Below are 19054 nucleotides of genomic sequence, written 5' to 3' on the forward strand. Positions count from 1 at the left end.
CGTGGGCGACGATCACCACCACTCCCTGCCGACTTTCGCACGGTTCATAGCCAGGAACATGGGGCTGCATTTTCCCGAGACGCGACTGCGCGAGCTCGCGCAAAAGATGTCCGCCCTGGCGCGGGAGGCCGGTTTCGAGGACCTGGATAACTACCTGTTCCAGCTCATGGCCGCCCCGCTGTCCCAGGAACAGCTGAAGGCGCTCTCCGGCGCCCTGACCATCGGCGAAACGTATTTCCTGCGCGACCCCAAGAGCTACCGCGTGCTCGAGCGGCAGGTGCTCCCGGCGCTCATCGATACACGGCGCCGCGGCGGCAAGACCCTCAAGATCTGGAGCGCCGGCTGTGCCACCGGCGAGGAGCCTTACTCCATCGCCATCATCCTGAGCCGCCTGCTGCAGGACCTGCCCGATTGGAAGATCACGCTCCTTGGCACCGACATCAACGAAGAAGCGCTGGAACGTGCCCAGAGAGGGGTGTACGGCAAATGGTCCTTCCGAAACGCCCCGGAATGGCTCATGGAGTACTTCACCCCCCTGGGGGACGGTCAGTTCGAGGTTGCCCCCCGCATCCGGCAGATGGTGCATTTCAGCCAGATGAACCTTGCCGCCGACGCGGGAAACGCGCTCACCGGCGGCGTGGACATCATCTTCTGCCGCAACGTGATGCTCTACTTCCATGCCGAGCTGATCGAAAAGACGGTGGCCCTGTTTCATGCCGCCCTGAAACAGGGGGGGTGGCTTTTCGTCGGCCCCACCGAGGTGGACCACCAGAGGCTGCGCGGCTTCAGCTGCCATTACTTCGACGGGGCGCTCTTGCTGAGAAAAGGTGAACCGCGCCGGAAAACGCAGCAGCCGGCCGCACCCGCCGTCGCGCCGCAGGCCCCGGTCGCTGGCGCAGTTCCGGCCGGCGCCTCCCCGGCGGGGCACCCACCCTCCTCCGGCGCTTCTCTTTTGCAGGCGGACCAGCGTCCCGAAAGCGTCGCGCTGGCTCGTGCCGCGTACCATGCCGGAGAGTACCATGAGGCCGCCCGTCTTGCCCTCTCCGCGCCGCACCTCCCCGAGAGCCTTGCCCTCGCGGCGCGCTGCTACGCGAACCTTGGGCGATACCAGGAGGCCCGTGAACAATGCGAAAAGGCGCTTTTGCTGGAGCGCCTTGACGTCCGTACCCATTACCTGCTTTCCATGATCCTGGAGCAGTTGGGCGACGATGCCGGCGCGGAAGCCTCCTTGAAGCGCGCGCTCTACCTGGACCACGACTACCTGCTCGCCTACTTCGCCCTGGGCAACCTGTGCCGCAAGCGGGGCGAATTTCGCGATGCGGCCCAGAGCTTTGCCAACGCCCTGCGCCTGCTGCAGCGGCACGACCCTGCCGAAGTCCTGCCGGAGGCCGAAGGGATCACGGCAGGGATGCTGACGCAGCTGATCAAGGGGATGATCGCCGGGTTGAACCGCAGGTAAAACCGGCGGCACGACAGTTTCGGGAGATGGCGGATGCCACTGAAGAGTTCCAGCATAGATTGGGCCTTACTGCTAAAGCGCCAGGAGGCCGCCTTCCAGGCGGCGGTTGCGCCCTCCGACGACCCGGTGCGCGAGCAGGCGCTCCTTTTGGAACGGGCGCGCCAGTTGAGCCTGAAAAAGGAGCCTGCCGCGGATGGGACCGGCATCGACTGCCTTGAATTCCTCCTGTCCGGGGAGCGCTACGCCATCGAGCTCTCCTACATAGCGGCAACCCTGCCGCTCACGGACTTCACGCCGCTTTTTTGCGCCCCCTCCTTCGTACTGGGGATCACCAACCTGCGCGGCCGCATCATCTCCATCGTGGACCTGCGCCGTTTTTTCGAACTCCCCGCGCTGGGGCTTTCGGACCTGAACCGGGTGATCGTGGTGGGAGACGAACGGATGGAGTTCGGGGTGCTGGCCGACAGCATCGTCGGCACGAGATCCGTATCGGCTGCGGATCTTCTCCCGACTCCCGACACCTTTGCCGGGCCCAGGGAGGAGTTCGTCGCGGGGGTGACCGCCGAGCGCCTGGCCCTGCTGGACATGGGGAGGATACTGGCCGACCCGCGCATGGTGGTGCACGAAGAGGTAGGGTAGAAAAGCCAGGTTGAGGTTGAGGTTAAGGTTGTCCAGCTTAGTTAGTCATTTTTGCAGTCAAGGGTTGCGTTTGTGGGTTTTCTCAACCTCAACCTAAACCTTGACCTGTTTCATAGGTTTGTGGGTTTTCTCAACCTCAACCTAAACCTTGACCTGTTTCATCCTTGACCTGTTTCATAGGGGGTTCCATGCTGAGTAATCTGAAGATCCGTTCCCGACTGGTTGCCGGTTTTTCCGTGCTGGTCCTGTTCCTGATCCTGATCGGGGCGCTTTCCCTTAAAAACCTCGCCGCCGAAGGCGACCTTTTGAGCGAGTTCTACGAACACCCCTTCGCCGTGACCAACGCCATCCAGCAGGTGGACACCAACATCACCCGCATGCATCGCGGCATGAAGGACGTGATACTCTACGCGAGCGACCGGGAGGACATGGAGGCGTCGATCGCGGAAATAGAGAGCTGCGAGAAGAACGTCTACCGTCAACTGGCGCTGGCCAGGGAACGCGTACCGGGTGACAAGTCCAAGATCGATCAGATCAGGGAGTCGATGGACCAGTGGAAGGTGGTCCGCGGCAAGACCATCGTCCTGGCGCAACAGGGAAAGGTCAAGGAGGCCATCGCCTTTCACAAGGCATACGCCCGGCGCACGGTCGCCCAGATCGACGCACAGGTGAACGAGGTGCTCAAGGACTCCTACTCCATCGCCGAGAGATTCGCCGCCGAATCCAGCAAGAACCAGCGCTTCACCTTCGCCATCACCGCGGTCCTCGTGGCCCTGGCCTGCATTCTGGCCGCGGTCATCGCCTTCGCCATCACCGCCTCCATCACGAGACCGCTCACCGACGCGGTGCAGGCCGCCGACCGGCTGGCCCAGGGGGACGTCTCCGTCGAGATCGGCAGCAGTTCCCCCGACGAGCTCGGACAGCTCCTCAGGGCCATGGGCAAGGTGGTCCAGTCGATGCGCGGCATGGGGGAGACCGCGAACCGCATCGCCCTGGGAGACCTCGACGTGGAGGTCGTTCCTCTCTCCGAGGCCGACGTCTTCGGCAAGGCGATGCGCGACATGGTGGCGTCGCTCAACACCCTTGCCGACAACGCCGACCGCATCGCATCGGGCGACCTCACCATCGAGGTGCTCGCCGCCTCCCCCAAGGACCGTCTCGGCAACTCCTTCCAGGCGATGACCAGGAACCTCAGGGAGCTCACCTTCGAGATCGCCGAGGTCGTCAACGTCCTGGCCGGATCGGCCGCCGAGATCATGACCACGGTGAGCGAACTCGCCTCCAGCTCGGCCCAGACCGCGACCTCCATCTCCGAGACCAACGCCACCGTCCAGGAGATCCGCCAGACCACCGACCTCACCTCGCAGAAGTCGCGCCAGGTGTACGAAAGCGCGCACCGCTCGACCCAGATCGCCCGCACCGGCCGCGAATCGGTGAACAGCGCCATCGGCGGGATGCAGGGTATCGACGAGCGCATGGGTTTCATCGCGGAGCGCATCGTCAACCTCTCGGAACAAAGCCAGGCCATCGGCGAGATCATCGCCACCGTCGCAGACCTCGCCGAGCAGTCGAACCTGTTGGCGGTGAACGCGGCCATCGAGGCTGCCAAGGCCGGGGAGCACGGCAAGGGATTCGCCGTCGTGGCGCAGGAGGTGAAGAACCTGGCCACCCAGTCCAAGCAGGCCACCTCCCAGGTCAGGAGCATCATCGGACAGATCCAGAAGGCGACCACCGCCGCGGTCCTCGCCACAGAGCAGGGTAGCAAGGCGGTCGAGGCGGGGGTGAAACAGTCAAGCGAGGCGGGGGAATCGATCAGGCAGCTCGCCGCCAGCATCGAGGAATCCTCAAACGCCACCCTGCAGATCGTCACCTCCACCCAGGAGCAGGCGATCGGCATGGACCAGATCGCGATCGCCATCCAGAGCATCAACCAGGCCAGCGATCAGAACGTCGAGGGATCGCGCCAGATCGAGGCGGCGGCCCGCAACCTGTACGAGCTGAACCAGAAGCTGCAAAGGCTCGTCAGCGGTTACAAGGTGGCATGATGCCCATGACGGCGGGAAACGGGGGCTTACTGCGGCATGCTTGACAGCGACGCCTTGCTCAAAGAACTCCTTGAGACCTTCGAACTGGAGGCACGGGAGCACCTGGGGGAACTCTCCACCCTGCTCATCTCTTTGGAGCGCGAGCCGGAGGCTGCCGAACGGGTGCGTCTGCTGGAGGCGATCTTCCGCCGCGTGCACACCCTTAAGGGGGCGGCACACGCGGTGAACCTCCCGGACGTCGCCCTGGCCTGTCAGCGGCTCGAAGACGTGCTCGCCGATTTGAAAAGGGGGGACCTTCCCCTCGGGCTCGAACAGTTCGACTCGCTGCACGTCAGCATCAACGAACTGGGCGAACGGGTCACCTTCTACCATCCCGCCGCAACAGCGGTCCCGGCATCTTCTGCGCCGCACGAGCTTCCGGTCGCCGCGGCGGTCCCGCCGGACCCGGCGCCAGTGGGGGTGGAGCCCCGTGCCCCCCTCCCGGCACGTGAGGCTGCCGCGCATCACGGCGCGCCCCCCACCTCTTCCGCACCGCACCGGGCGCCGCAGAGGAAAGCGGCCGAGGCGCGTCCCCCTGCGGCGCGCCCGTACGGGGACGAGACGGTCCGGGTTTCGGCGCGCCTTCTGGAAGAGCTCCTGTTGCAGTCCGAGGAGCTCGTTTCCGCGAAACTTTCCGCCTCGGCGCTCCATGAAGAGCTGGCCGCAGCGGCCGGCGAGCTGGCGCTGCGCCAGGGGGAACGTAGCCGTGCCCTGGAGACCGCCCGCAGGATCGTCAAGGGGGCCAGTGGCCGGGAAGCAGCACTCGCCGCCATGCTGGAGCAGAGCTGCCAGACGGAGCGGCACCTGGAGGGGCGTCTGCGCCTGCTGGAAAAGAGCGCGGACAAGCACCTGAGGTCGCTGCAGGCCATGCTCGACCCGCTCCTTGAGGAGATGAAGAAGCTGCAGCTCCTCCCCTGCTCCACGCTGTGCGACCCCTTCGCCAAGCTGGTGCGGGACCTCTCCCGCGAACTGGGGAAGGAGGCCGAGTTCAGCTGCCTAGGGGGCGAGCTCGAGATCGACCGCCGCATCCTCGCCGAACTGAAGGAGCCGCTCCTGCACCTGGTGCGCAATACCGTCGACCACGGCATCGAGGAGCCGCAGCAACGCCTGGCCGCGGGCAAACCCGCCAGGGGGGCGATCGGCCTCGAGATCAGGCTGCAGGATGCCAACCGCGCCGAACTCATCCTGGAGGACGACGGCCGCGGCATCGACCTGGCTCGGATCAAGGCCGCGGCAAAACGACTCGAAGCGGCCCCGGCGGAACTCCTGGAGCGGATGCAGGACCACGAAGCGCTGCAGCTCATCTTCGAGTCGGGGCTCTCCACCAGCAGCTCCGTCGGCAACGTCTCGGGACGGGGGCTCGGCCTCGCCATCGTGCGCCACTCCCTCGAGCGCCTGGGGGGGCACGTCACCGTCTCCAGCACCCCTGGCGCCGGGACCGTGTTCCGGCTGGCCTTTCCCCTCTCCTTCGCGAGGATCAGGGGGCTCCTGGTGCAGGTCGCCGGCCGGGACTGCGTGATCCCGGCCACCAACGTGGAACTGAGCTCGCGGGTGGCACCTGCCGAGGTTAAACGGGTGGAGAACCGCGACACGGTGCTCGTGAACGGAGAGGTGGTCGCGCTGGTCGCGCTGGCGCGGATCCTCGAACTCAAACGCGGCGCGCAGGCCGCGGAGGACAACCTCTGCTTCGTGCTGCTGCATGCCGGCGAGAAGAGGATCGCCTTCGCCGTCGACCAGGTGCTTGGGGTCCAGGAGATCCTGGTCAAGCCGCTTGGACGGCAGCTCTCGCGTGTCCGCAACGTGTCCGGGGGGACCGTGCTCGGCAACGGCCGGGTTGTCCCGGTCCTGAACGTGGCGGACCTGTTCCGCTCGGCGCTCTCCGTCGAGGCGCCGCCGGTTTCCCCCCCCTCTCACGCTCCCCAGGCCCGGCGGGTCTCGGTGCTGGTGGCGGAGGACTCGATCACCTCGCGCACGCTTTTAAAGAACATCCTGGAATCGGCCGGCTACGAGGTGCGCACCGCCGTGGACGGGGCGGATGCGCTCTCCCAGCTAAAGAGCCAGGCCTGCGACGTGGTGATCTCCGACATCGAGATGCCGCGCATGGACGGCTTCCAGCTCACCGAGGCGATCCGCGCAGACGGCAGGCTCTCCACGTTGCCGGTGATCCTCGTGACGGGACTGGAATCGCGCAGCGACCGCGAGCGCGGCATCGACGCGGGCGCCAGCGCCTACCTGGTGAAGAGCAGCTTCGACCAGGGAAACCTCATCGAGGTAATTCAAAAACTTAGCTGACGAGGGACCGGCGTGATCAGACTGTTGGTGGTAGAGGATTCAAAAACGGTGCAGCGCGCGCTGGTGGCTGCCTTCGAGGCCGACCCCGAGTTCAAGGTGATCGGCACCGCCGAAACCGGCGAGGAGGCGGTCGAGGCAGCCAGGACGCTCAAGCCCGACCTGATCACCATGGACATCAACCTTCCCGGCATGGACGGCTTCGACGCCACCCGCGCCATCATGTCCAGTTGCCCGGTCCCCATCGTCATCGTCACCGGGAAGATGAATCCCAAGGATTCCGCCACCCTGTTCCGGGTCATGGAGGCCGGCGCCCTCATGGTCCTCTCCAAGCCGGATCCGGTGGGGAGCCCGGGGTACCAGGCCTCGGTGGACTACCTGATCCACCACCTGAAGCTGATGGCCGAGATCAAGGTGGTGCGCCGCATCTTCCCGAGCGGCAAGACGATCCCCCGTACCGAGCGCCCGGTCCCCCTCCCCCCGGTGCAGCCGGTCAAGGTGGTGGCGATCGGGGCCTCTACCGGAGGGCCGCCCCTGCTGCGCCAGATCCTCGCCGAGCTCCCGGAACGGTTCCCCGCCGCGGTCCTCGTGGTGCAGCACATGGCCGTGGGGTTCACGGAGAATTTCGTGCACTGGCTGAACCGCAGCTCCAAGCTCCCGGTGCAGCTCGGAACCGACGGGGCGCAGCTCATCCCCGGGCAGGTCTACGTGGCGCCGGACCACTTTCACATGGAGGTCACCCGGTCCGGGAGGATCCTGCTGACCGATGCCGCGCCGGAGCACGGCGTGCGCCCCTCGGTCTCGGCGCTCTTTCGCTCGGTGGCGCACTGTTACGGCCGGCAGGCCATGGGAGTGCTCCTCACCGGCATGGGAAAGGACGGGGCCCTGGAACTGAAGGCGATCCGGGGGCGCGGCGGCATCACGGTGGCCCAGGATCGGGAAAGTTCCATGGTCTTCGGCATGCCCGGAGAGGCGATAGAGATCGACGCGGCCCAGCACGTGCTGCCGCCGGGGGGGATCATCGAACTGTTGCACAGGGTGACCAGCAAGGGCGCAAGCGCCGTCTCAAGTTGAGGGGAAAAACGTGATTGGTACCGAAAACAGCGCTGCCGCCCGGCAGCACCGCATATTGATCGTCGACGACAGTCCGACCCAGGCGAAGCTTTTGGAGCAGATGCTGGCCGAACAGGGATACCGGGTCTCCAGCGCCCGAAACGGCAGCGAGGCCCTGCAAATCATCGCATCTGTCCCCCCCGACCTGGTCATCAGCGACATCCTGATGCCGGAGATGGACGGCTTCGAGCTCTGCCGGCAGGTCAGGCAGCTGCCGCATGGTGCGCAGATGCCCATCATCCTGCTCACCCACCTGAACGACCCGTCCGACGTGCTGCACAGCCTCGAGGTGGGGGCGGACTACTTCGTCTCCAAGCCCTACAGCCAGAAGCTCCTCCTCTCGCGCATCCGGGCGGTGCTGGAAGGGGTGCGTCTTTGCCGCCAGGGCGAGGTCGAGGGGGAGATCTCGGTCGGATACCGCGGCCGTCAGTACCGGGTCCACGCCGACTGCGCACACACCCTGGAACTGCTGCTGGCGACCTACGAGATGGCCGCGGAAAAGAACCAGGAGCTCCTCGGGGCGCAGGCGCTCCTCTCCAACCTGAACCGCGAGCTGGAAAAACGGGTGCTGGAGCGGACCGCGGCACTCACCCAGGAGACCGCCGAGCGCCTGCAGGCGCTGGAAGAGCTGCGCAAGAAGGACGAGGTGCTCATGCAGCAAAGCCGCCAGGCGGCCATGGGAGAGATGATCGGCAACATCGCGCACCAGTGGCGCCAGCCGCTGAACGCGGTCGGACTCCTGGTCCAGGACCTCACCCTCTCCTACGAGTACGGCAACTTCAGCAGGGAGTACCTCGAGTCCAGCACCGGCAAGATCATGCAGATGGTCCGGCACATGTCGCAGACCATCGACGACTTCAGGAACTTCTTCACCCCCGACAAGGAAAAGAGCGAGTTTCACCTGGAAAAGGTGCTGCGACGCACCCTTGCGCTGATCGACGGCAGTCTCAACGACAAGGGGATCACCATCGAGTTGGACGCCGGCGAGGTCCCCTCCGTGGTGGGGCACCCCAACGAGTTTTCCCAGGTCCTTTTGAACATCATGAACAACGCCATGGACGCCTTCTCCGAGAAGAAGGTCCGCTCTCCCCGGCTGAAGGTCACCCTCTCCAGCCATGAGGATAGGGCCGTGGTCACCATCGCGGACAACGCGGGTGGGATTCCCGACGACATCATCGGCCGCATCTTCGAACCCTACTTCACCACCAAGGAACAGGGGAAAGGGACCGGGATCGGCCTGTTCATGGCCAAGAACATCGTGGAAAAAAGCATGAACGGCTCGTTGACCGTATGCAACATCGGCGAAGGCGCCGAATTCAGGATAGAGGTCTGACCATGGCAGCAACTACCCCCCCGGGTACCGGATTCACCCTTCTCTACGTCGAGGACGACGAGATCACCAGGCAGACGGTGCTCACCCTGCTGGGGCGCCGCTTCCCAGGGCTGGTCCTTCACTCCGCCCGAAACGGCGAGGAGGCGATGGAACTCTACGGCACCTACGCGCCCGACCTTGTGGTCACCGACATCAAGATGCCCGTGATGAGCGGCATAGAGATGGCGAGGCGGCTTTTGGAACGGAAGCCGTCCCTGCCGGTCATCGTCACCAGCGCGCACAGCGACATGCAGTACCTGCTGGAATCGATCGAGCTCGGCATCGCGCGCTACGTCCTGAAGCCGATCGACAGCGGCAAGCTTTTCGCCGCGATCGACGCCTGCCTCAACACCCTCTCACTGGAGCGGGAGCTGCAGGCCCAGCAGGCCTTCGTACGGAAACTGTCGCGCGCCGTGCAGCAGAGCCCAAGCTCCATCGTGATCACCGACCCCCAGGGGATAGTGGAGTACGTGAACCCGAAATTCACGGAACTGACCGGCAGGGCGGAGTCCGAAGTGCTGGGGAGTCCCTTGGCCACGCTGCTCCCTGGCGGAGAGGAGGCCTGGGGCCGCGTGTCGGCCGACGGCGCCTGGCACGGCGAAGTGGAGGGGGTGGGCAAAGACGGCCTCCCGCTCTACCAGTCAAGCTCGATCACGCCGGTCCTGGACGAGGCCGGAGCCATCGCCAACTTCGTCGCAGTCCAGGAGGACATCACCGAGCGGGTGCAGAACGAGCGTGAGATCGAGCAGTTGAACTGGACCCTAACCGCGCGGGCCGAGGAGCTCGAGATCGCCAACCGCGACCTGGAGGGGTTCAGCTACACGGTCTCCCACGACCTGCGCACGCCTCTTACCAACATCAACGGCTACTGCCAGGTGATCCTTGAGCTCTACGGAGAGACACTGGAACAGGGGTGCAAGGATTTCATCGACACCATCTTCAACGAAACCATCAGCATGAACCAGCTGATCAGGACCCTCCTGGAGTTCTCCCGGGTCTCCCGCGCTGAGATGGTCAAGTCCCCGGTAAACCTCACCGAGATGGCCACCTTGATAGCTGCATCGCAGCAGCTCGCCGCCCCCGGTCGCAAGCTCTCTTTCACCATCGAACCGGACCTGAACGGCTTCGGCGACCCGAACCTCTTGAAGGTGGTGCTGGAGAACCTCTTCTCCAACGCCTGCAAGTATTCCGGCAAACGGGAGCGGTCCCTGGTAGAATTTCGCCGGACCGAACAGGCCGGTGAAACGGTGTACCTTGTGCGCGACAACGGCGCGGGTTTCGACATGGCCCAGGCGGCCAAGCTCTTCAGTCCGTTCCAGCGTCTCCATTCCCAACGTGAATTCGCCGGCTTCGGTGTGGGACTCGCCACGGTCCAGCGCATCATACAGCGCCACGGCGGTCGCGTCTGGGCCGAGGGCAAGGTCGACGGCGGGGCGTGCTTCTACTTCACCCTCCCCGGGCCGCAGTCCTAGTGACGGCGGAGCAGGGAGTTTCTCACAGTCAGCGGGAGGTCTCAGCAGTGCAAGCGACAAACAAGCATTCGCAACGGATTTTGCTGGTCGACGACGAGGTGCTGATCCTTGAGGGGTGCCGCGCCTGCCTCAACAACGCGGGCTACCACGACGTCCTGGTCGAAAGCGACAGCCGACTGGTCCTGCCGCTTTTGGAACGGGAGGAAGTGGACGTCATCGTGCTCGACCTGCGCATGCCAAACATCACCGGGTTGGAACTGCTGCCGCAGATCGTGAAGCAGCACCCGCAGATCAAGGTGATCGTCGCCACCGCCAACAACGAGGTGGAGACGGTGGTGAGCTGCATCAAGGAAGGGGCCTTCGACTACATGGTGAAGCCGATCGATGTGAAACGTCTGCTCACCTCGGTGAAGAAGGCGATGGAGATGCGCAGCCTCGCCGTGGAACTTTCCGCACTGAAGAGCTACATGTTCACGGACCGCCTGGACCACCCGGAGGCCTTCGCCGGGATCGTCACCGGCAACAAGGCGATGCGGGCCGTATTCCAGTACCTCGAGGTGATCGCGGGGACCAGGCAGCCGGTCACCATCACCGGCGAGACCGGCACGGGCAAGGAACTTATCGCCCGTGCCATCCACGATCTGAGCGGCTGCACCGGCGACTACGTGGCCCTCAACGTGGCCGGTCTCGATGACAACATGTTCTCCGACACCCTGTTCGGCCACCGCAAGGGGGCCTTCACCGGCGCCGATCAGGCACGCGACGGCCTGATCACCCGTGCCGCCGGGGGGACGCTCTTTCTCGACGAGATCGGCGACCTGAACGAGATGTCACAGATCAAGCTGCTCAGGCTTTTGCAGGAACAGGAGTACTACCCGGTAGGGTCCGACTTCGTCAAGAAAAGCGACGCCCGCATCGTCATGGCCACCAACCGCGACCTTCAGGAGATGATCAAGCAGGGGAAGTTCCGCAACGACCTGTACTACCGCCTCTGCGGTCACCGGGTGCACCTCCCTCCCCTGCGCGAAAGGCGCGACGACATTCCGCTGCTTTTGGACCACTTCCTGGAGAAGGCAGCCGCGCGCATGGGGAAGAAGAAGCCCACCCCTCCCCCGGAGCTGGCAGTGATGCTCGCCCTGTACCCTTTCCCTGGGAACGTCCGGGAATTCGAGGCACTGGTCTCCGACGCCGTGCTGCGGCACACCTCGGGCGTGCTTTCCATGGAGACGTTCCGGGCAGTCATCGGCAACGAGCGCCCCGCGCCGCAGGTGGGTGGCGAGGCGACCGGTAAGGCTGACGACGAAAGCCCGCTCTGCAGCATCTTTGGTCACTTCCCCACCCTGGACGAGGTCGAGCAGTACATGATCAGCGAAGCGATGAAGATGGCCAAGGGGAACCAGGGGCTGGCCGGCAAGATCCTCGGGATGGGGCGCCAGACCCTCAACAAGCGCCTCAAGTCGCAACCCGCCTGAAAAGACAAAAGCAGTTACGCCGAAAACGACAAGCGGCCGCGAAGCGCACGGAGAAAAGGTGAACGGACGGGTTTACCCCCTGTCCACCACCTTCCTTATGCGTTCTTCGCGGATGCATCTCGTACTTCGAATAACTGCTTTTCTGTTTGTTTCTTTTCCTCGCCCTTGCCTACCGGAAGTGCTCCCCGACGATCCCCTGGGCGAGATCCATGGACGAGGTGAATGCGGGAGAGATGGGGTTCAGCACGTGGACCGTCGATCCTTCCGCCACCACCAGGAAGTCCATGACAAGCTGCTTGGTTTCCCAGTCCACCAGCTGCGGGCGGATCCCCACCTTGGAGGCGGCAACCACGTCCTTTTGGGATAGTTCCTTGACCAGCCGGGCCGCGTCCTTGAAGAAGACCGAGGGGATGTACTTGGCAGGCTCGGTGAGCGCCACGTTGCGGAAGGGCTTGTTGGTCAGAAAGAGCACCAGGTCCTGGAAGGCGATGGAGAAGGCCTCGGCGTCGATGCCCGAGAGGATGCCGTAGTTCTCTCTCCCGAAGGCGGGGATGGCGGTGGGGCCGAGGTAGACGTCGCCGTGCACGCTGCGGGTGAAATGCACCCCGAGAAACGGGTTGCGGATGTCGGGGACGGGATAGATGCTGGAATTGACCGTGTAAGGGGCGTCCTTTTTGAGCAGCCGGTACACCCCCTTGAATGGGATCAGGCGGTAATTACTCCCCACTCCAAAGAAGCCCGCCACCTTGTTACAGTACGCACCCGCTGCGTTAACGAACCTGTTGAAGCGGATCTCCCCCCTGCTGGTGAGCGCCACCCCACTCCCCTTGAGGCCGGTCATGCGGCACCCCATGACGAAGGTGACCTTGCCGCTTGCTTCCAGGTCCTTTTTCAGGCTCTTCAGCACGGCCTTCGGGTCGACCACCGCGGTGTAGTGCGAGAAGAGCGCCCGTTCCACGGTGCGGGCGTTGGGCTCGATCGCGGCGAGCTGGTGCTCGTCGATCATATCCACCTTGGCGCCGTTCGCAGTGGCGCGCCGGTACAGTTCGTCGAGCACAGGGAGTTCCGCCTGGGTGCGCGTCACGATCACCTTGCCGTTTTCCAGCAGCGGCAGCCCCTTCTCCTTACAGTAGGCGCGCATCAGGAAGTTGCCGTTCAGGCAGGACTTCGCCTTCAGGCTGTCGGGTGAATAGTAGATCCCGGCGTGCAGCACCCCGGAGTTGCGGCCGGAGGCGTGCACCCCGAGCTCCGATTCCTTCTCGATGATGACGATGTCGCCGTGCCCGGTCCGGACCAGTTCCCGTGCGATGGTAAGTCCGATGATGCCCGCCCCGACGATCAGTATCTCAGCCCTGTCGATGCTCATGCCACCTCCGGTATCGATTCAATTTATCTATTGTGGCCCTGCAAAGGATTCAAAGCAAAAAGCTTCAACGTAAAGGCGCAGAGGCGCCAAGGCGCAAAGAGAATGAAACTACCGTCTAAACCTAAAAAACATTTTGTAACGCAAAGCCGCAAAGACGCGAAGAAATCAGATTCTGAGGGTTTTGTTCCCCCCTAAAAGGTGTTCTTAGCGCCTTTGCGGCCCCGCGTCTTTGCGTTAAAGCCTTTAGGTTATACCTACTCCCGCACCGAGAAGCGCGCGTAGGCGTCGCAGCGCATGATCTGGACGGAGCTCGTGTTGCCGCGCGGGTAGATCTCGCGTGCCAGGTAGGCTAGCTCTTCGGGCTCCTCATGGGCCGGCACGTCGCGCCACCAGGCCTTGCTCCCCCCCTGGGAGCCGTCGTTCCAGCGGTACCCCCGTTCCTTCAGGACGTCCTTCTTCTCGAAGGGGGCAGAAACCGCGAAGATGCGCGAGGTGACCTCGTGGGCCCGCTTCAAGAGTTCCGGGAAGATCGGGGCGCCGCTCACCGGCAGGCACTCCAGCAAGAGCCCCAATACCCCCTCGGCGTCGTCCAGGGCGCGGTGGGCGTTGATGGTGAGGGAGCCCGTCTTGAAGAGGAGGAATTCCAGGGTGCGCGAGGAGAGGCGCTCCGCGCTCCAGTCGATCTGACAGACGGTGCAGGCCCAGGGAAGGTTCATGAAGGCGGGGAAGCGGCTTTCAACGAACTTGCGGTCGAAGGCCGCGTTGTGGGCGATCACGAGGTCGCACCTGTCGGCAAGAGCGTTGATGAAGGCGTCGTCGAAGGCCTGGCCGGCTACCATGTCGTCGGAGATGCCGGTGATCTCCCGCACCTCGGGGGGGATGGCGAAGCCGGGATCCTCGAAGCCGGAATAGCGGTCGGTGATCCGGTAGATCTCGCCGGTGTCAGGATCGAACTCGAAGGCGACGATGCCGAGTTCGATGACCTTGTCCTGCCTGTGGTTGAGCCCGGTGGTCTCGGTGTCGAGGCAAAGCGCCAGCTTGGCGTGCTCGGGCCCCTTGCGCCCGAGCCTCGCGTCCCGCGCCAGGTTCAAACGGCGCAGCACCTGGTAGTCGCCGGTCGAGTGCAGCGACGCGATGGCAATCTCGATCTCCAGGGGGTTCATCTCGAACACTTTCTTCTTTGCTGGCGGCATGGTCACCCTTGTCAAATGCGGCGGTATTGATTGAAGCGGAACGCTGATGGTCGAAAACCATACCATACAGGGCGGTTTGCAGGCAAGGAGAGCGGAGCAGAATAGTTGAGAGAAAGCGACCGGGGCCTGACCCATAGCGGGCGGCCCCGGTCATCGTGATCGGGATGGTCTAGGAGAGATGCTTCTCCCTGAGCGCGACCTTGTTGATCTTGCCGACGCTGGTCTTGTCGATGGCGTCGACGAACTTCACCTTCACCAGCACTACCTGCTTGCTGACCACCCCCTTGTCGGCGTATTGCCTGACGTGGTGGGAGATGTCCTTCTCGGTGATCTTCACCGACGGCTTGGGGACCACCAGGGCCATGGGACGCTCGCCCCACTTCTCGTCGGCCTTGCCGATCACGGCCACCTCGGCCACCGCCGGGTGATGAGTGATGATGTCCTCGAGCTCCAGCGAGGAAACCCACTCCCCCGCCACCTTGATGACGTCCTTGCTCCGGTCGGTGATGCGCAGGTAGCCCAATTCGTCGCGCACCGCCACGTCGCCGGTATGCAGATACCCCCCTTCCCAGAGCCGTTCGGACGCCTTGTGGTCCTTAAGGTACCCCTGGGTGAGCCAGGGGGAGCGCACCACGACGTTGCCGGCGCTGACGCCGTCGCGCGGCAGCTCCTTCAAATCGGCGTCGACCACGCGCAGGTCCACCAGCGGCAGGGTGAGGCCGGTTTTGCAGCGGATCTCCGCCTGATCGCCTGGGGGGAGATCCAGCATGGCCGGGGTGAGCTGCGAAATGGTGAGGATGGGGCAGGTCTCCGACATGCCGTAGCCGGTGAAGACGTCGAGACCCATCCTGAGCGCCTCTACGCAGAGGTTGCGCGACAGGGCGGCGCCGCCGATGATCAGCTTCCAGCCGCGAAGATCCATGCGCTCGGCGTGGGGGTGCTTCAGCATCATGTGCAGGATGGTCGGCACGCAGTGGGAGAAGGTGGCCCCTTCCCTCTCCTTCAACTCCAGCAGGGTCTCGGGAAGATAGCGACCAGGGTAGACCTGCTTCAGCCCCAGCATGGTGGCGACGTAAGGGAGCCCCCAGGCGTGGACGTGGAACATCGGGGTGATGGGCATGTAGACGTCGTCGCGGTGCAGGCAGCCGTGCGCGGTGGCCGAACCGAGTGTGGCGATGAGCCCCATGGTGTGCAGCACAAGTTGGCGATGGCTGAAGTAGACCCCCTTCGGCATGCCGGTGGTCCCGGTGGTGTAGAAGGTGGTGGCGCGGGTGTTCTCGTCGAGCTCCGGGAAATCGAAGACGGGGGACGCCTTCGCCAGCAGCTCCTCGTACTCGCCGGCGAAGGGGACTGTGCCGTCATGGTTGTGCTTGTCGTCCGAGATGAGGACGTAGGTGCGGACGTTGTCGATCCTGCCGCGGATCTGCTCAAGTATGGGAAGGAACTCGGCGTTCACCAGTAGCACGTCGTCCTCGGCATGGTCTATGGTGTAAAGGATCTGTTCCGGGGAGAGGCGGACGTTGATGGTGTGCAGCACGGCGCCGATCATGGGCACGGCGAAGAAGAGCTCCAGGTAGCGGTGGCTGTCCCAGTCCATAACCGCGACGGTCTGCCCGGGACGCACCCCGAGCCCAGTCAGCATGCTGGCGGCGCGCGCAACCCTCTCCCTGAGCTGCCGATAGCTGCCGCGGTAGAGGTCGCGGTAGACGATCTCCTGCTCCGGGTTGTCGATCACCGGGTAGAGCAGCATGTTCTTGATCAGCAGCGGGTAATCGTAAGCGGAAGGGGTGCGGGGAATCAGCAAATCACTCATCTAAAGCCTCCTCGTTGAAGCGATGGTTAAACTTTTTGGCAGTCGTCCAGGAAATGCTGCAGCACGTCCTCTTCGACGCCGGCCAGTGCCGCAATGCGTGACAGGCGCGGAAAGGACCAGAAGGTGCGGCCTTCGGCGAGGCGCTGACCGCCCGCGTCGTAGATGGCCATGGTGACCTCCGCCTCCGGGGGATCGAACGTCAGCACCTGGCCGACCACCCGGATCTCGGTGCCGGTGGCGACCGGTTTGAGAAAGCGGACGTTGATCTCGCGGGTAACGCCCAGCCTGCCGTGGCGGGCGAACAGCGCGTAGGCGGCGGCCTCGTCCATGAGCGCGGAGATGATCCCTCCATGCACCATGCCGTCGAAACCGCAGTAGCTGGCGGGGACCGTGCAGAGACAGGCGACCCCGTCAGCGGTGTGGTGGAAGCGCAGGCCCAGCCCGTGGGGGTGTCCCTCCGAACAGACAAAGCAGGAGCCGGGCCAGCGTCCCTGAACCGGCGGCAGGTTGAGAACGGACGCATGCTGGTCCGTGTTGCAGCACTCCTTCATCGATCCCTCCTCTGACATTTCAGTGTTCGACCCAATTCCGGGGCTCAGCACCTGAGGCAGCGCACGTTGCCCTTTTCCCCCCAGCGGCGCAGCGCCAGGTTCAGCTGCGCCATCCCCTCCTCCATCGATCTGCTGAAGGCAAAACGGAACAAAGGGGCCAGCACGCCGTGAAACTCGGAATGCTGCAGGACCTTAAGGCTTCCGGGGGAGACCTGCTCAAGACGGCAGGAAAAGGTCCAGGCAAGAAAGGGGCGTCCCAGGAAGGTACTCTGCCAAGAGAGCGCCCCTTCGGCCTTGGCCGCCAGGGTCACCTGAACGGGGAAGGGGTCGATCCCCGGCAGGTGAACCAGAAGCTGGTGCCGATCCCCTGCCGCTCCGGAGCCTGTGACCTTCGGGAAGAGCGGGTGCCACTGGGGGTACAGGGAAAAGTCGGCAAGGAGTTCCCATACCCTCCCCCAGGTCGTCTGCAGCACTATTTCCGTCTTGAACGGTCGCATGGCGCCCCCCGAAGCAGGTCGAGTTACAAGACCAGCAACTTTACTACTTTTCCGCATCGGATGCCATAATTGTTTGTATACCGCAACGCAGATTTTGACCTAAACAAACATAAAGCCGCCTTTTGGGGGCGGCTTTATCCGAACGTACTGTGGTCAGATCACTACTTTTGGAACAGAGAGCCTTTCTCGATCTGGCTTTTGCGTATCTCGTACTCTTTCTTGTTGATCCTGCCTGCCTTGTAGTCGTTCTCAACCTGTTGCATCTGCCGGTGAGCGCTGTATTCATAGGCGCCAACGCCTACCGCCGCGCCACCCAGGGCACCACCGACCGCACTCCCTTCACGGGACGCACACCCGGAGGCGGAAGCAAACAACACCAACGCGAAAAGCAGAATTGTCTTTTTCATCGCTGCGCTCCTTTGGTCGTAGTATTGGGACTCCATTCAGTCCAGCATAGCATAAAGTTAAAATTTTCACATCATTGTCGACTACGGCTCTTTCCCGGCAGGAGGAAGTTCCGGCGCAGGTTCCCCCCGGAAGGTCCAAAACAAGAAAACCAGGGAGGGGATCAAAATGATCGCGCCGACGGGGAGCACGGTCAGATAGGCGATGAGCGTGGCACGTGGCGCGGCCGCGGCACGCAGGGAAGTCATGGCCGGCGCCACAGCTGTCCTCACATGATGGCTCGGGCGACGTGGAGGTTGTCCATGATGCCTCCAATCAAGAGGTTAAAAACATTTAAAGTGTCCTGACCGGAGAGGCGTTGTCAAGAAACGGTCGCGGACGTGCCGCATCTATCTTTTTTTTCTTGCGCACTGCAAAAACGATGGCAACATTAGTTCATGCTAACCAATCAAATTCCTGAGAAGGAGGACGCCAATGCCTCATAACAACCTTCCGCACGCCGAGATGGTCGCGAAATCAGAAGAGGTTCGTCAGGTGCTGACGCCGGAACTATACTCCTACCTTATCTCCCTATTCCCGACACCGGAACGGTATGCCGCCCTGCACAACCGGTTCGAGTCGAGTCTCACGGGATATTTGAAAGGCATCCCTGAACAGGTTAAGGAGTGTGAAGAGGCACGTGTCGAACTGAACAAGGCCATCACCGTCATCAACGGGTTCAGTAAAGCAGTGAGCCCCATAGACCCCACGGTGATGAACAAGTTCAACGTCGCCCCGAAACCGGCAACTAACGCAGCGGCCGCTCCGTTGGTAGCTGCAGAGGACTTCAAGATTCACTTCGACAAACAAGGACTGCCTTACTGTTCGGTTACCAGGCTTGCAGGTGCAAAAGGGTACGAAGTATGGTTCTGCGAAAGTGAACCCAGTATCGAGAGCAACTGGAATTTTCTGACCTGGTCGACCAATTGCCATGGTATCTACCTCACCGGGTTAAACAGGACCAGAACCAACTACCTGAAGCTTAGGGCCAAGCGAGGCAATTCCTTGGGCCCGTGGTCGAACATGGTGATATTGACATCCGTCTGACTCGCCGCTCCCCCCCTGGTTCGCCGCCAGGGGGGGGCTCCCCTTCCAAAGTCATCTCCATTCTCATTTCCTTCAAGAACAAACCATGAGTCCCTAGAAGCAGGACCAAATGACAGCGGGGGCCTGTAAAGAATTTTGTGTAAATGGCCTTGGTTAAGATTTTGGCAATCTGTCTTCGAAGAGGATGGCGAATCGAGCCATTGCCGCTTTCCAGTTTATGATCGGCTTCTTCCATTTCTTCGT

16 protein-coding genes are annotated in these 19054 nt (G+C 63.1%); 9 read left to right on the plus strand and 7 right to left on the minus strand.

Translation table 11 applies throughout. The annotated features are described in order from the left end of the window. Window position 1: 1 nt before the first annotated feature. The 8 genes from KOM00_RS12845 (at window position 2) to KOM00_RS12880 (ending at window position 11900) form a co-directional block, all read left to right on the plus strand. Window positions 2-1459: a CheR family methyltransferase gene (locus tag KOM00_RS12845; protein ID WP_239027639.1), complete on the plus strand. Its 1458-nt coding sequence runs from the start codon at window positions 2-4 to the stop codon at window positions 1457-1459. A 33-nt stretch (window positions 1460-1492) separates the two neighbouring features. Continuing rightward, entirely contained in the window at window positions 1493-2098 is a 606-nt protein-coding gene (locus KOM00_RS12850; protein ID WP_216499335.1) for a chemotaxis protein CheW, read from the plus strand. A 188-nt stretch (window positions 2099-2286) separates the two neighbouring features. Further along, window positions 2287-4143, plus strand: a complete 1857-nt coding sequence (locus tag KOM00_RS12855) for a HAMP domain-containing methyl-accepting chemotaxis protein (protein ID WP_216499336.1) — start codon at window positions 2287-2289, stop codon at window positions 4141-4143. Window positions 4144-4179: 36 nt separating this feature from the next. Next, window positions 4180-6474, plus strand: coding sequence for a hybrid sensor histidine kinase/response regulator (locus tag KOM00_RS12860; RefSeq protein WP_216499337.1), 2295 nt, complete (start codon window positions 4180-4182; stop codon window positions 6472-6474). A gap of 12 nt (window positions 6475-6486) precedes the next feature. Continuing rightward, window positions 6487-7545 carry a chemotaxis-specific protein-glutamate methyltransferase CheB gene (gene cheB / locus KOM00_RS12865; protein WP_216499338.1) on the plus strand — a complete coding sequence of 353 codons (1059 nt, stop codon included), beginning with the start codon at window positions 6487-6489 and terminating at the stop codon, window positions 7543-7545. A 10-nt stretch (window positions 7546-7555) separates the two neighbouring features. Continuing rightward, window positions 7556-8917, plus strand: a complete 1362-nt coding sequence (locus KOM00_RS12870; protein ID WP_239027638.1) for a hybrid sensor histidine kinase/response regulator — start codon at window positions 7556-7558, stop codon at window positions 8915-8917. A 2-nt stretch (window positions 8918-8919) separates the two neighbouring features. Then, the gene (locus KOM00_RS12875; RefSeq protein WP_216499339.1) at window positions 8920-10428 is read left to right on the plus strand and encodes a sensor histidine kinase; all 1509 of its coding nucleotides are present in this window, start codon (window positions 8920-8922) and stop codon (window positions 10426-10428) included. Between the two features lie 47 nt (window positions 10429-10475). Next, window positions 10476-11900: a sigma-54-dependent transcriptional regulator gene (locus tag KOM00_RS12880; protein WP_216499340.1), complete on the plus strand. Its 1425-nt coding sequence runs from the start codon at window positions 10476-10478 to the stop codon at window positions 11898-11900. A gap of 169 nt (window positions 11901-12069) precedes the next feature. Here the strand turns inward: KOM00_RS12880 and lhgO are convergent, their stop codons facing one another. The 7 genes from lhgO to KOM00_RS12915 all read right to left on the minus strand — a co-directional run bounded on the left by lhgO (window position 12070) and on the right by KOM00_RS12915 (window position 17973). After that, window positions 12070-13266 carry an L-2-hydroxyglutarate oxidase gene (gene lhgO, locus KOM00_RS12885; RefSeq protein WP_216499341.1) on the minus strand — a complete coding sequence of 399 codons (1197 nt, stop codon included), beginning with the start codon at window positions 13264-13266 and terminating at the stop codon, window positions 12070-12072. Window positions 13267-13520: 254 nt separating this feature from the next. Further along, a complete protein-coding gene (locus KOM00_RS12890; protein WP_216499342.1) occupies window positions 13521-14459 on the minus strand; it encodes a 3'-5' exonuclease in 939 nt (312 codons plus the stop codon). Window positions 14460-14628: 169 nt separating this feature from the next. Next, a complete protein-coding gene (locus tag KOM00_RS12895; RefSeq protein WP_216499343.1) occupies window positions 14629-16272 on the minus strand; it encodes a fatty acid--CoA ligase in 1644 nt (547 codons plus the stop codon). A 26-nt stretch (window positions 16273-16298) separates the two neighbouring features. Then, the gene (locus KOM00_RS12900) at window positions 16299-16823 is read right to left on the minus strand and encodes a PaaI family thioesterase (protein WP_216499344.1); all 525 of its coding nucleotides are present in this window, start codon (window positions 16821-16823) and stop codon (window positions 16299-16301) included. A gap of 44 nt (window positions 16824-16867) precedes the next feature. Beyond that, the gene (locus tag KOM00_RS12905; RefSeq protein WP_216499345.1) at window positions 16868-17320 is read right to left on the minus strand and encodes an SRPBCC domain-containing protein; all 453 of its coding nucleotides are present in this window, start codon (window positions 17318-17320) and stop codon (window positions 16868-16870) included. Between the two features lie 161 nt (window positions 17321-17481). Next, complete coding sequence (locus KOM00_RS12910) at window positions 17482-17727, minus strand: hypothetical protein (protein WP_216499346.1); 246 nt, start codon at window positions 17725-17727, stop codon at window positions 17482-17484. Window positions 17728-17808: 81 nt separating this feature from the next. Further along, a complete protein-coding gene (locus KOM00_RS12915; protein WP_236026933.1) occupies window positions 17809-17973 on the minus strand; it encodes a hypothetical protein in 165 nt (54 codons plus the stop codon). A 226-nt stretch (window positions 17974-18199) separates the two neighbouring features. Between KOM00_RS12915 and KOM00_RS12920 the strand changes: the two genes are divergently transcribed. Next, window positions 18200-18811, plus strand: a complete 612-nt coding sequence (locus KOM00_RS12920) for a hypothetical protein (protein WP_216499347.1) — start codon at window positions 18200-18202, stop codon at window positions 18809-18811. The last annotated feature ends 243 nt before the right edge of the window (window positions 18812-19054 follow it).

This window comes from Geomonas diazotrophica (assembly GCF_018919385.1).
In the GTDB taxonomy this organism is placed as follows: domain Bacteria; phylum Desulfobacterota; class Desulfuromonadia; order Geobacterales; family Geobacteraceae; genus Geomonas; species Geomonas diazotrophica.

Bases quoted from the DNA above. Each gene is read 5' to 3' on its own strand.
- KOM00_RS12850 (WP_216499335.1), top strand. From the start codon at position 1,493: ATGCCACTGAAGAGTTCCAGCATAGATTGGGCCTTACTGCTAAAGCGC.
- KOM00_RS12855 (WP_216499336.1), top strand. From the start codon at position 2,287: ATGCTGAGTAATCTGAAGATCCGTTCCCGACTGGTTGCCGGTTTTTCC.
- KOM00_RS12860 (WP_216499337.1), top strand. From the start codon at position 4,180: ATGCTTGACAGCGACGCCTTGCTCAAAGAACTCCTTGAGACCTTCGAA.
- KOM00_RS12875 (WP_216499339.1), top strand. From the start codon at position 8,920: ATGGCAGCAACTACCCCCCCGGGTACCGGATTCACCCTTCTCTACGTC.
- lhgO (WP_216499341.1), bottom strand. From the start codon at position 13,266: ATGAGCATCGACAGGGCTGAGATACTGATCGTCGGGGCGGGCATCATC.
- KOM00_RS12890 (WP_216499342.1), bottom strand. From the start codon at position 14,459: ATGCCGCCAGCAAAGAAGAAAGTGTTCGAGATGAACCCCCTGGAGATC.
- KOM00_RS12895 (WP_216499343.1), bottom strand. From the start codon at position 16,272: ATGAGTGATTTGCTGATTCCCCGCACCCCTTCCGCTTACGATTACCCG.
- KOM00_RS12900 (WP_216499344.1), bottom strand. From the start codon at position 16,823: ATGAAGGAGTGCTGCAACACGGACCAGCATGCGTCCGTTCTCAACCTG.
- KOM00_RS12905 (WP_216499345.1), bottom strand. From the start codon at position 17,320: ATGCGACCGTTCAAGACGGAAATAGTGCTGCAGACGACCTGGGGGAGG.
- KOM00_RS12910 (WP_216499346.1), bottom strand. From the start codon at position 17,727: ATGAAAAAGACAATTCTGCTTTTCGCGTTGGTGTTGTTTGCTTCCGCC.
- KOM00_RS12915 (WP_236026933.1), bottom strand. From the start codon at position 17,973: ATGACTTCCCTGCGTGCCGCGGCCGCGCCACGTGCCACGCTCATCGCC.
- KOM00_RS12920 (WP_216499347.1), top strand. From the start codon at position 18,200: ATGCCTCATAACAACCTTCCGCACGCCGAGATGGTCGCGAAATCAGAA.